Below are 13,128 nucleotides of genomic sequence, written 5' to 3' on the forward strand. Positions count from 1 at the left end.
CATGCCGGGGAGGTCTCAACTAGGGAAAGACTCCGGGCCAACCCTGCATTCGATCTTGCCCCGTCGACCTGAAGTGGACTATACCTGTCGCGTCCGGCCGGCCGTACGACCCAGGCCGTAAGGAACCGGGGGGAAGGCGTGGAGCCGAACGTCTCCGCATTTCCCTGGCGCGCCCGGTGCACATCCCGTACAACTCAGCTTCATCTGACCCGCGGTGCCGGGGTGGCTCCGGTACACCGCCTGAGTCCTGAAGAAGGCGAGGACTTGAGCATGGGATCCACCTCAGAATTCAACCGCCGTGATCTGGTGAAGCGGGCGGCGGCCCTAGGAATCATCGCGGTGCCGGCCATGGGAACGCTCTCGGCGTGTGCCACCGGAGGGGGCGGCGGGGACGAGGACGGCGGCGCCAAGAACAAGGGCGCGACCTCGGCGAAGAATCCGCTCGGCGTGAAGAAGGGTACGCCGATGGAGGCGTTCATCTTCAAGGGCGGCCTGGGTGACCAGTATGCCAAGGACGCCGAGGCGGATTATGCAAAGGCGTACGGCGTCACGGTCAAGCACACCGGAACGCAGCAGGTCGGTCCGAAACTGCAGCCGCGATTCGCCGGCGGGAATCCCCCGGACGTCATCGACAACTCCGGGGCCGACCATCTGGACATGAACAAGCTGTCCGCGCAGGGGCAGTTGCAGGATCTGAGCGAACTGCTCGATGCGCCGTCGCTGGACGACCCGAAGAAGAAGGTCCGGGACACCCTTTACCCCAGCACCCTGGAAAAGGGCAAGCACAAGGACACCTTCGACGTTCTCTACTACGCGTTCACGGTCTACGGTTCGTGGTACTCCAACAAGCTGCTGAAGGACAAGGGCTGGGAGTACCCGACCTCGTTCGACGACATGATCAAGCTCTGTGCCGAGATCAAGAAATCGGGCGTGGCACCCTGGACGTACCCGGGCAAGTACCCGTACTACCTCCACTTCAATGTGTTCGCGCAGATCGCCAAGATCGGCGGACTGGACAAGTGGATCGCCATCGACAATCTGGAGCCGAAGGCCTGGACGTCGAATGACGCGGTCAAGCAGGTCATCGAGCACTACGAGGAACTCGCCGCCAAGGGCTACTTCCTCCAGGGCAGCCAGGGCCTGACCCATATCCAGTCGCAGACCGCCTGGACCCGGGGCAAGGCGGTCTTCATCCCCAACGGCTCCTGGGTCGAGAACGAGGCCGCGCCGACCACGCCCAAGGACTTCGACATGGCCGTCGGCCCGCTGTTCAACGGCGGCAGCGACGACAAGATGCCGCACGGCACGGTACGCGCCGAACCCAGTGAGCCGTTCATCGTGGCCAAGGGCGGAAAGAATCCGGTCGGCGGAATGGAGCTGCTGCGCATCCTGCTGTCCAAGAAGCACGCCCAGAATTTCGCCACGAAGGTCAAGTCGCTCACCTCGGTGCCGGGCGCGACCGACGGAATGCAGCTCTCGCCCGGCCTCTCCTCGGCCGCGAAGGTCGTCAAGGAGGGTGGCCAGAACCTGCTGATGATTCAGCTCCAGGAGTGGTACCCGAAGCTGACGGACGAGAAGCTGGGCGGACTCACCAGCCAATTGCTGACCGGTGACATGAAGGCCGCGGAGTGGATCAAGAAGGCCCAGCAGTACGCCGACGAATGCGCCAAGGACGACTCCATCACCAAGTTCCACCGCGAGGCCTGACCGGGGACCTGTCCGCCCCTGATCCATCGGACAGGCTCACACCACCGCTGACGAGGGAGGGCCGGGGAGCGCAATGCAACACGGCAAGTACCGATTCATCGTGGGGTTCCTGGCCCTGCCTCTGCTGCTCTACGGGATCTTTGTGATCTCGCCGTTCGTCCAGGCATTCCAGATCTCGACCACGGAATGGAGCGGCCTGCGCGGCACCGCCAAGAGCGTTGGGCTGAGCAACTACAGCAAGCTGCTGCACAGCGACGAGTTCTACAACGCGCTCAAGCACAACGTCATCATGCTGCTGCTGGTCCCGATCGCCACCCTGGCACTGGGACTCTTCTTCGCCTTCATGCTCAATGTCGGCGGCCGGGCGCGACGGGGCGCGGTCATCACCGGTGTCCGGGGAGCCGCGTTCTACAAATTCGTCTACTTCTTCCCGCAGGTCATCTCGATCACCATCATCTCGGTGATCTGGTTCAACATCTACAATCCGGATCCGCACGACGGCATGCTCAACTCGCTGCTGGGCGCGGTCGGTCTGGACTCGCTGCAGAGTTCCTGGCTCGGTGAGCGCAGCATCGCCCTCGCCTGCATCAGCGTGGTGATGGTCTGGGCGAACGTCGGCTTCTATGTCGTCCTCTTCTCCGCCGCGATGGCCTCCATTCCCCGGGAGATCTACGAGGCCTCGCTGCTGGACGGCGCGAACCGCATCCACACCTTCTTCCGGATCACCCTCCCCCTGCTGTGGGACACCGTGCAGACGGGCTGGGTGTACATGGGCATCATCGCGATGGACGCCTTTGCACTGGTGCAGATCATGTCGGTCAACATGGGCGGCCCGGACGGCGCCACCGATGTCGTACCGCTCCGGCTGTACCAAACCGCCTTCCGCGACAGCCAGTTCGGCTATGCGGCGGCGATGGGCGTCGCCATGCTCGTCGTCACGCTGTTGTTCGCCGTCCTCACGATGCGCTTCGCGCGCCGTGAACGGGTCGAGTTCTAGGGGCAGGGCGCATGACGACACAGACCAACGCGACGGAGAAGCTGTCGGCGCTGCCCGGGCAGCGGTCCGGGGGGCGACGGGGCGCCCGCACCCCGCGCGGGCGTTCCGAGGGCGGCGTCCTCAACGTCTTCTCGCACGGCATGCTGATCGTATGGGCGCTGATGGTGGGCATGCCGCTGCTGTGGGTGCTCTGGAGCTCGTTCAAGAGCAGCGGCGACATCCTGTCCACGCCCTGGTCGCTTCCGGACTCCCTGCACTTCGAGAACTGGGGCAACGCCTGGGAGAAGGCCAACATCGGCAAGATGTTCCTCAACACCCTGATCGTGGTGGGCGGTTCGGTCACCGGGACGATGGTGCTCGGCTCGATGGCCGGCTACGTCCTGGCGCGGTTCCGGTTCCCGGGGAACCGCTTCATCTACTACCTCTTTGTCGCCGGGATGTCCTTCCCGGTGTTCATGCTGGTCATCCCGCTGTTCTTCGTGCTGCGGGACTTCCCCGGCGTGCCGCTGCTGGCGACGTACCAGGGCCTGATCGCCGTCTACATCGCCTACTCGCTGCCGTTCACGGTCTTCTTCATGACGTCCTTCTTCCGTACGCTGCCGACGTCGGTGGCCGAGGCGGCGATGATCGACGGGGCGTCACACGCCCGGACCTTCTTCCAAGTGATGCTGCCGATGGCCCGGCCCGGCCTGATCAGCGTCGGGATCTTCAACTTCCTCGGGCAGTGGAACCAGTACCTGCTGCCGATGGTGCTCAACCAGGACGAGGACAAGTACGTCCTGACCCAGGGCCTGGCCAACATCGCGCTGCAGCAGGGCTATGAGGGCGACTGGGGCGGGCTGATGGCCGGCATGATGATCGCGATGCTGCCGGTGCTGCTGGTGTACTTCATCTTCCAGCGCCAGGTGCAGGCCGGGCTCACCGCGGGGGCGATCAAGTAGGGCGGACCGGCCGCCCCGGACCGGCCGCCCCGCGGTGGGCGTACCACCGGAGTCGGGGCGCACCCGGGCGTACCGCCGGGGCGAGCGGGACGTACTGCCGATGGATTTGCGCCATCCCGGCGCGTGCCTTGTGCGCGCGCCGCGGCTGCTCCGGGGCGGTTCCGCGGTGGCGGAGCCGCCCCGCAGGCGTCTTCCCTGCTGGCCTGTCCTGATCATGTGGGCCTCAACGCCTTGACGAGACTTCCCGGCTGGAGTTCTGCTTAGAGTTCACATGTTGAATCAAGGGTCGCCCCCCGAGGGTGTGGGTGCGACCGGCGGGCGGTCGTCGTGCCTCCCCCGGCCCCCGGCTGGGAGGCACCCCGGGCCCCAGACAGGAGTGGATGAGTCGATGGAGACTCCGGGGTCGCAGTCCTCGCTGCACCGGGCCAATCTGGAGCGGGTCGTGCGCGCGGTGCGTATGGCGGGCTCACTCACGCAGGCGGAGATCGCCCGGAGCACGGGGCTGTCCGCGGCCACCGTCTCCAACATCGTTCGCGAGTTGAAGGACGGCGGGACCGTTGAGGTGACCCCCACCTCGGCGGGCGGGCGCCGGGCCCGCAGCGTCTCGCTCTCCGGCGACGCGGGGATCGTCGTAGGGGTAGATTTCGGACACTCCCACCTGCGGGTGGCGATCGGCAACCTCGCCCACCAGGTGCTCGCCGAGGAGGCCGAGCCGATCGATGTGGACGCCTCCGCCGCCGAGGGCTTCGACCGGGCGGAAGTGCTGGTCAACCGGCTGATCGAAGCCACCGGCATCGGTCCGGGCAAGGTCATCGGCGTCGGTCTGGGCGTACCCGGACCGATCGATGTGGAATCCGGGACGCTGGGCTCGACCGCGATCCTGCCGGGCTGGTCGGGCACGAACCCCGGCCAGGAGCTGTCCGGCCGCCTCGGCGTGCCGGTCTACGTCGACAACGACGCCAACCTCGGCGCGCTGGGCGAACTGGTGTGGGGCGGTGGCCGCGGAGCCGCCGACCTGGCCTACATCAAGGTCGCCAGCGGCGTCGGCGCCGGCCTGGTGATAAGCGGGCAGATCTACCGCGGGCCGGGCGGTACCGCGGGCGAGATCGGGCACATCACGCTGGACGAGTCCGGCCCGGTGTGCCGCTGCGGCAACCGCGGCTGCCTGGAGACCTTCACCGCGGCCCGGTACGTCCTGCCGCTGCTGCAGCCCAGCCACGGTCAGGACCTGACCATGGCGCGGGTGGTCCAGCTGGCCCGCGAGGGGGACCCCGGCTGCCGCCGGGTGATCGCGGATGTGGGCCGGCACATCGGCAGCGGCGTGGCGAACCTGTGCAATCTGCTCAATCCCAGCCGAGTGGTGCTCGGCGGCGACCTCGCCGAGGCCGGTGAACTGGTGCTGGCGCCGATCCGCGAGTCGGTCTCCCGATACGCGATCCCCAGCGCGGCGCGGCAGTTGGGCGTCGTCCCCGGCACGCTCGGCGGCCGGGCCGAGGTGCTGGGCGCGCTGGCGCTGGTGCTGAGCGAGATGGGCGATTCGACCCTGCTCGACGGCGCCCTCGGGGCGGACGCTCCTGCCCTGGCATGAGCGCTCTGAGTTCACACAGCTAACGCATGGCACCGTTGTCATCTCGTTAAGGATTTACTCCTTGACGGTCGGCGGGGGGCCGAGTTGACTTCCAGCCACCTCGGCCGCAACGACGCGGCCTCGTTAGGGAGGCAACCCCAATGAACGTTTGGACGCGTCGCGTCGTCGTAGGTACTGCCGCCGTCTCGATGGCCCTCTCCGTGGCCGCCTGCGGTAAGGCGGGGGACAACGCCAAGGGTGGCGGTGGCGACAACAAGACCATCGGCCTGCTTCTGCCGGAGAACAAGACCACGCGTTACGAGACCTTCGACCGCCCGCTGATGGAGGCGAAGATCAAGCAGCTGTGCAGCGACTGCACGGTGCGGTACAACAACGCGGCCCAGGACACCGAGACCCAGAAGAAGCAGTTCGACGCGCTGATCACCCAGGGCGTGAAGGTCATCATCCTGGACGCGGTCGACTTCAAGGCCACCAAGTCCTGGGTGAACCAGGCGGCGAAGAAGGGCGTCAAGGTCGTCGCGTACGACCGGCTGGCCGAGGGCAAGCTCTCCGCCTACGTGTCCTACGACAACGAGAAGATCGGCCGCCTGCAGGGCCAGGCGCTGGTCAAGGCGCTCGGCAACAAGGCCAAGGACAGCAAGGTCGTCATGATCAACGGATCGCCGACCGACCCGAACATGCCGTTCTTCAAGAAGGGCGCCCACAGCGTCCTCGACAAGCAGGTCAAGAAGATCGCGTACGAGCAGGACATCCCCGACTGGTCGTCGGACGAGGCCAACCGGAAGATGGGCGCGGCCCTCGACTCGCTCGGCAAGGACGGCTTCCAGGGCGTCTACTCCGGCAACGACGGCATGGCCGGCGGCATCATCACCGCGCTCAAGCAGAAGGGCGTCAAGGTCCCGGTCGGTGGTCAGGACGCCGAGCTCGCGGGTCTACAGCGGATCCTCAAGGGTGACCAGGCCTTCACGATCTACAAGCAGATCAAGCCGCAGGCCGACTCCACCGCCGAGATCGCGGTCAAGCTGCTCAAGGGCGAGAAGATCGACTCCCTGACGGACCGCAAGGTCGACAGCCTCAGCGGCGAGGTCAAGGGCATCCCCGCGAAGCTCTACGACGCGCAGATCGTGACCAAGGACAACATCGCCTCCACGATCATCAAGGACAAGGTCTACAAGGCGAGCCAGATCTGCACCGGCGACGTCAAGAAGGCCTGCGCGGCGGCCGGCATCAAGTAGGGCCACCGCCGCGGCCGGGACCCAATTCCCCGGCCGTCCCCGGGCCCGCGCCGTTCGACCCACGCCGACGCACCCCGGCCCACCCCGACTCACTCCGGACCAGGCCACCGGCCCACCGGCCGACGGCACCGTGCACACCTCGCCTCGGCCCTGGTGAAGGGCCCCCGCCCCGGGTCAAGGCACCCACCCCCGGTCAGGGCCCCCGGTCCGGGCCCGGCTCGCGCCTCTCCGTTCCGGGCGCGGGCCGGGCCCTCCCGCACTACCCCCCCGCCTCGCAGAGTCCCCCCTCTGTGCACCACCATCCCGCCGTTGTGACGGCGGCGAAGGAGATGATTCACGTGTCCGCTCCGCCCGTGCTGGCGTTGCGCGGGATCTCCAAGCGGTTCGGCGCCGTCCAAGCACTCACGGACGTCACCCTGGAGATCCACGCCGGAGAGGTGGTCGCCCTCGTCGGCGACAACGGCGCCGGTAAGTCCACCCTGGTCAAGACCATCTCGGGCGTCCACCCGGTCGACGACGGCGCCATCGAGTGGGAGGGCCGGACGGTACGCATCGGCAAGCCGCACGACGCCCAGGAACTCGGCGTCGCCACCGTGTACCAGGACCTCGCGCTCTGCGACAACCTCGACGTCGTCGCCAACCTCTTCCTCGGCAACGAGACCCGCACCGCCGGTGTCCTCGACGAGATCGCCATGGAGAAGCGGGCCAAGGAGCTGCTGGACACCCTGTCCATCCGCATCCCCAGCGTCCGCATCCCGGTCGCCGCGCTCTCCGGCGGTCAGCGGCAGGTCGTCGCCATCGCCCGTGCGCTGATCGGCGACCCGAAGGTCGTCATCCTCGACGAGCCCACCGCGGCCCTCGGCGTCGAGCAGACCGCACAGGTCCTCGACCTCGTCGAGCGGCTGCGGGAACGCGGTCTGGGCGTGATCCTCATCAGCCACAACATGGCCGACGTACAGGCCGTCGCGGACCGGGTCGCGGTGCTGCGGCTGGGCCGCAACAACGGTGTCTTCGATGTCGAGGGCACCTCCCACGAAGAGGTCATCGCCGCGATCACCGGCGCCTCGGACAACGCCGTGACCCGCCGCAAGGCGCGCACCGCCCTGGTGAAGAAGGAGGCCGGAGCATGAGCGACCTCACCAAGGAGCCGACCGGCGAGGCGCAGGCCACCGAGGCGGCACCGACCGCCGCCGAAGCCCCCCAGCCGGCCGCCGTCGACCCCCGCCTGCTCGTCCGCGAGCAGGGCGTTGCCGGCTACCTCAACGACTTCAAGCGCCGGGTGCGCGGCGGTGAGCTGGGCTCGCTGCCGGTCGTCGTCGGCCTGATCGTCATCGCGATCATCTTCCAGTTCAAGAACAGCAGCTTCCTGTCCGCGGACAGCCTCGCGAACATCGGTGTCTACACCTCGGGCCTCGGCATCATGGCCGTCGGCATCGTCTTCGTGCTGCTGCTCGGCGAGATCGACCTCTCGGTCGGCTCCGTCGCCGGCGTCGGCGCGGCCGTCTGGGCCGTGCTGAGCGTCACACACGGGGTCAACGACTGGCTCGCCGTGCTGATCGCGGTGGCCGCCGGTGTGGCGATCGGCACGCTGCACGGGTTCTTTTTCGCCAAGATCGGAGTGCCGGCCTTCGTCGTCACCCTGGCCGGTTTCCTCGGCTGGAGCGGTCTGCAGATCTGGATGATGGGCAACGAGGGCTCCATCAACACGCCGAGCGGCAGCGTGGTGGAGAACCTCACCGGCTACTACTTCGAGGACAAGGCGGCGGGCTACGGCCTCGCGCTGGTCGCGGTCCTGGCGTACGCCGCGTCGCAGTTGCTGGACCGCAAGCGCCGCAAGGCCGCCGCGCTGCCGTCCCGGCCGTTCAGCGAGATCCTGCTGCGCTCCGGAGTGGTCGCGGTGCTCGCCTTCGCCGTCGCCTACGTCCTGAACGAGCCGGCCGGCGCCCGCGGCCTGCCGCTGGCCCTGGTGCTCTTCCTCGCGGTGCTGGTCATCGCCGACTTCGTGGTGCGCCGCACCACCTACGGCCGGCAGATCTTCGCGGTCGGCGGCAACGCCGAGGCGGCCCGCCGGGCCGGCATCAACGTGAACAAGATCCGGATCAGCGTCTTCGCGATCTCCGGCATGCTCGCCGCCTTCGGCGGGCTGTTCATCGCCAGCCTCTCCGGTGGCGCCACCAAGAACCTGGGGTCCGGCAACACCCTGATGAACGTCATCGCGGCGGCCGTCATCGGTGGTACCAGCCTCTTCGGCGGACGCGGAAAGATCTGGTCCGCGCTGCTGGGCATGCTGGTCATCCAGTCCATCCAGCAGGGCCTGAACCTGCTCGGCATGGCCAGCGAGATCCAGTACATGATCACGGGCGCGGTGCTGCTCGCCGCCGTCGTGATCGACTCGGTGTCGCGGCGGACCCAAAAGACCGCGGGGCGCACGTAAGGCCCCGTCGTTGGTCGTCTGCGGCGGCGCTCCGGGCGCACGTAAAGTCCCGTCGTTGGTCGTCTGCGGCGGCGCTCCGGGCGCACGTAAGGCCCCGTTGTCGGTCGTCTGCGGCGGCGCCCCGGGCGTACCCGGCGCCCCGTCGTCATCCTTCTGCCGTAGCCGTCCGGGGGCACCCGGACGGGCGGCAGCCGCCCCCGTGGCGGTGTGCCGGGTGCGCCTGACCCGCGCCCGGCCGCCGCCGGCGGCACCGGCCCCCACCGGGCACGATCCGGTGGGGGCCGGTCCGCGTCCGCGGCCGGGCCCATACCACGTCTGCGGCGGTGCTCCGACCGGTGGGCTGAAAGCCGCCCTCACCCGAGTGACATACATCGCCGGGCCCGGGCGTCGGCCCAGCGGACGCGACATTAGACTCATCTGATCGGCAAGCTCGATCAACAGCAGCAAGCTCGACGACCCACAGCAGCAAGGAGGCAGGGGTGGCGTTGCTTTCCCGTATCAGGGGACCGCGCGATCTGGACCGACTGGACCCGGAGCAGCTCCAGCAGCTGGCGGGGGAGATCCGTACCTTCCTTGTGGACGCGGTCTCCAAGACCGGCGGACACCTCGGCCCGAACCTCGGTGTGGTCGAGCTGACCATCGCCCTGCACCGGGTCTTCGACTCGCCCCACGACCGGGTCCTCTTCGACACCGGCCACCAGTCCTACGTCCACAAGTTGCTCACCGGCCGTCAGGACTTCTCCAGGCTGCGCGCCAAGGGCGGTCTGTCCGGCTACCCCTCGCGGGCCGAGTCGCCGCACGACGTGATCGAGAACAGCCACGCCTCGACGGTGCTGGGCTGGGCCGACGGCCTGGCCAAGGCCAACCAGGTGCGCGGCAGTGACGACCACGTGGTCGCGGTCATCGGTGACGGCGCGCTGACCGGCGGCATGGCCTGGGAGGCGCTCAACAACATCGCGGTCGCCAAGGACCGCCCGCTGGTCATCGTCGTCAACGACAACGAGCGCTCCTACGCGCCGACCATCGGCGGCCTGGCCGACCACCTGGCGACCCTGCGCACCACCGACGGCTACGAGCGCTTCCTGGCCCGTGGCAAGGACATCCTGGAGCGCACCCCGGTCGTGGGCAAGCCGCTCTACGAGACGCTGCACGGCGCCAAGAAGGGCCTGAAGGACTTCATCGCCCCGCAGGGCATGTTCGAGGACCTGGGCCTGAAGTACGTCGGCCCGATCGACGGCCACGACCTGGAGGCCCTGGAGTCCGCGCTGCAGCGCGCCAAGCGCTTCGGCGGCCCGGTCATCGTGCACTGCCTGACCGAGAAGGGCCGCGGTTACAAGCCGGCCGAGCAGGACGAGGCGGACCGCTTCCACGGCATCGGGGTGATCCACCCCGACACCGGTCTCCCGGTCGCTTCCGGCGGCGCCAGCTGGACCTCCGTCTTCGGCGAAGAGATGGTCAAGCTGGGCCAGGAGCGCGAGGACATCGTGGCGATCACCGCCGCGATGCTGCAGCCGGTCGGCCTGGGCAAGTTCGCCAAGGCCTTCCCGGACCGGGTCTACGACGTGGGCATCGCCGAGCAGCACGCGGCCGTGTCGGCCGCGGGCCTGGCCACCGGCGGCCTGCACCCGGTCTTCGCGGTCTATGCCACCTTCCTCAACCGCGCCTTCGACCAGGTCCTGATGGACGTCGCGCTGCACAAGTGCGGGGTGACCTTCGTCCTCGACCGGGCCGGCGTGACCGGCGACGACGGCGCCTCGCACAACGGCATGTGGGACATGTCGCTGCTGCAGGTCGTCCCCGGCCTGCGGATCTCCGCGCCGCGCGACGCCGACCAGGTGCGCGCCCAGCTGCGCGAGGCCGTCGAGGTCAAGGACGCGCCGACTGTCGTCCGCTACTCCAAGGGCAAGGTCGGCCCCGCCGTCGAGGCGGTGGGCCGGGTCGGCGGCATGGACGTGCTGCGCGAGCCCGCCGAGAGCACCGGGCGCCCGGACGTACTGCTGGTCTCGGTCGGTGCACTCGCCCCGATGTGCCTGGAGATCGCCGACCTCCTCGACAAGCAGGGCATCTCGACGACCGTGGTGGACCCGCGCTGGGTCAAGCCGGTCGACGAGGCGCTCCCGGGCCTGGCCGCCCGGCACCGTGTGGTGGTCACCGTGGAGGACAACTCCCGTACCGGCGGCGTCGGTTCCGCCATCGCCCAGGCGCTGCGGGACGCCGGGGTGGACCTGCCGTTGCGCGACTTCGGCATCCCCGAGCGGTTCCTCGACCATGCCTCCCGCAAGGAGATCATGGCGGAGATCGGGCTGACCGCTCCCGACATCGCCCGCCAGGTGACCGGCCTGGTCGCCAAGATCGACGGCCTTCCCCAGTCCCGGACCGGTGGGTCCGGCGCGGCCTCGATCGACGACGCGGACGCGCCGGAGGCCGGTGCCCAGGGCGCGGCCGAGCCGGCCGAGGTCGCCCGCGACTGACGGCACAGCCTGCGCCGATGGGCCGGTCGGTCATCCGTACGGATGTTCCGCCCGGCCCATCGGCATACCCGGTGACCCACCCCATCGGGTGAATCACCGCCGTGTGGAGGCTCGCCGAGGCTGACTGTTTCCTGACATTGCGGAGACTCGGTCAGTTCAGGAGAGTTGCGAGGGTCGTCCAGGCGGAGGTTCGCCCATGAGCACACAGCACGGCACACCACACCATTCCAGCCGCCAACGCGGCATGTTCCGGACGAAGACTGTCGAGCAGTCGATCCTGGACACCGAGGAGCCGGAGCACGCACTCAGGAAGTCCCTGTCGGCGCTCGATCTCACCGTTTTCGGCGTCGGTGTCGTCATCGGCACCGGCATCTTCGTCCTCACTGGAAAGATCGCCAAGGAGCAGGCCGGCCCGGCCGTCGCGCTGGCCTTCGTCGTCGCGGGCGTGGTCTGCGCCCTGGCGGCGCTGTGCTACGCGGAGTTCGCCTCCACCGTGCCGGTCGCCGGATCCGCCTACACCTTCTCGTACGCCTCCCTGGGCGAGCTGCCGGCCTGGATCATCGGCTGGGACCTGATCCTGGAACTCGCCCTGGGCTGTGCGGTGGTCGCGGTCGGCTGGTCGGGGTACATCCGCTCCTTGCTGGACAGCGTCGGATGGCACCTTCCGCCCATGCTGTCCGGCACCCACGAGGGGCACTTCGGCTTCGACCTGCTCGCCTGCCTCCTCGTCCTGGCGCTGACCGCCATCCTGGTGCTCGGGATGAAGCTGTCGTCGCGGGTGACCGCGGTGGTCGTCGGGGTCAAGGTCACCGTCGTCCTGCTGGTCATCGTCGCCGGCGCCTTCCTGATCAGCGGTGCCAACTACCAGCCCTTCGTGCCGCCCAGCGTGCCCAGCCAGGCCGGCGGCGGGTTGGCCGCGCCGCTGTCCGAGCTGCTGTTCGGCTTCGCCCCGTCCCACTTCGGCACCATGGGCATCTTCGCCGCGGCGGCCGTGGTCTTCTTCGCGTTCATCGGCTTCGACATCGTGGCGACCGCCGCCGAGGAGACCCGCAATCCGCAGCGCGACGTCCCCCGCGGCATCCTCGGCTCGCTGGCCATCTGCACGCTGCTCTACGTCGCGGTGTCGATCGTGGTCACCGGCATGGAGAAGTACGACAAGCTCTCCGTCGACGCCCCGCTCGCGGACGCCTTCAAGGACCTCGGCCACCCGTTCTTCGCCGACGTCATCAGCTTCGGCGCCGCCGTCGGCCTGACCTCGGTCTGTCTGATCCTGCTGCTCGGCCAGAGCCGGGTGTTCTTCGCGATGAGCCGGGACGGCCTGCTGCCGCGGGTCTTCTCCCGCGCCCACCCCAAGTACGGCACCCCCTACCGGTCGACCATCGCACTGGGCGTCGTGGTCGCCGTGGTCGCCGGCTTCACCTCGATCGACGTCCTGGCCGAACTGGTCAACATCGGCACGCTGTTCGCGTTCGTGGTGGTCGCCATCGGCGTCATCCTGCTCCGCCGCTCCCGCCCCGACCTGCACCGGGCCTTCCGCACCCCGTGGGTGCCGTTCGTGCCGGTGGTGTCGGTGCTCGCCTCGCTGTGGCTGATGCTCAACCTGCCCGCCGAGACCTGGGTGCGGTTCGCGATCTGGATGGTGGTCGGCTTCGGCGTCTACTTCCTGTACGGGCGGTCGCACAGCCGGCTGGGCCGCCATGGACAGCAGGAGGGCCGGGGCTGACCCCGGTCTGCCGACTCGTCCCCGGCCTATCC

At 68.6% G+C, this 13,128-nt stretch carries 9 protein-coding genes; all 9 read left to right on the forward strand.

The annotated features are described in order from the left end of the window. Positions 1–270: 270 nt before the first annotated feature. Positions 271–1,707, forward strand: coding sequence for an N-acetylglucosamine/diacetylchitobiose ABC transporter substrate-binding protein (ngcE, locus tag AB0G84_RS26420; RefSeq protein WP_361325619.1), 1,437 nt, complete (start codon positions 271–273; stop codon positions 1,705–1,707). 73 nt (positions 1,708–1,780) lie between these two features. After that, the gene (locus tag AB0G84_RS26425) at positions 1,781–2,704 is read left to right on the forward strand and encodes a sugar ABC transporter permease (protein WP_361325622.1); all 924 of its coding nucleotides are present in this window, start codon (positions 1,781–1,783) and stop codon (positions 2,702–2,704) included. A gap of 11 nt (positions 2,705–2,715) precedes the next feature. Further along, positions 2,716–3,645 (forward strand): carbohydrate ABC transporter permease, encoded by a 930-nt coding sequence (locus AB0G84_RS26430; protein ID WP_361325625.1) that lies wholly within the window; start codon positions 2,716–2,718, stop codon positions 3,643–3,645. Positions 3,646–4,033: 388 nt separating this feature from the next. Beyond that, the gene (locus AB0G84_RS26435) at positions 4,034–5,233 is read left to right on the forward strand and encodes an ROK family transcriptional regulator (RefSeq protein WP_361325628.1); all 1,200 of its coding nucleotides are present in this window, start codon (positions 4,034–4,036) and stop codon (positions 5,231–5,233) included. Positions 5,234–5,373: 140 nt separating this feature from the next. Then, positions 5,374–6,468 (forward strand): substrate-binding domain-containing protein, encoded by a 1,095-nt coding sequence (locus AB0G84_RS26440; protein WP_361325631.1) that lies wholly within the window; start codon positions 5,374–5,376, stop codon positions 6,466–6,468. Between the two features lie 329 nt (positions 6,469–6,797). Then, positions 6,798–7,598: an ATP-binding cassette domain-containing protein gene (locus AB0G84_RS26445; RefSeq protein ID WP_361325634.1), complete on the forward strand. Its 801-nt coding sequence runs from the start codon at positions 6,798–6,800 to the stop codon at positions 7,596–7,598. Beyond that, the gene (locus AB0G84_RS26450; RefSeq protein ID WP_361325637.1) at positions 7,595–8,902 is read left to right on the forward strand and encodes a sugar ABC transporter permease; all 1,308 of its coding nucleotides are present in this window, start codon (positions 7,595–7,597) and stop codon (positions 8,900–8,902) included. Before AB0G84_RS26445 ends, AB0G84_RS26450 begins: the two co-directional genes overlap by 4 nt. A gap of 479 nt (positions 8,903–9,381) precedes the next feature. Next, positions 9,382–11,373 carry a 1-deoxy-D-xylulose-5-phosphate synthase gene (gene dxs, locus AB0G84_RS26455; RefSeq protein WP_361325640.1) on the forward strand — a complete coding sequence of 664 codons (1,992 nt, stop codon included), beginning with the start codon at positions 9,382–9,384 and terminating at the stop codon, positions 11,371–11,373. Between the two features lie 196 nt (positions 11,374–11,569). Then, complete coding sequence (locus AB0G84_RS26460; protein WP_361325642.1) at positions 11,570–13,096, forward strand: amino acid permease; 1,527 nt, start codon at positions 11,570–11,572, stop codon at positions 13,094–13,096. Positions 13,097–13,128: the final 32 nt, after the last annotated feature.

The sequence above is a fragment of the Streptomyces sp. NPDC020742 genome (assembly GCF_040641675.1).
Lineage (GTDB): Bacteria > Actinomycetota > Actinomycetes > Streptomycetales > Streptomycetaceae > Streptomyces.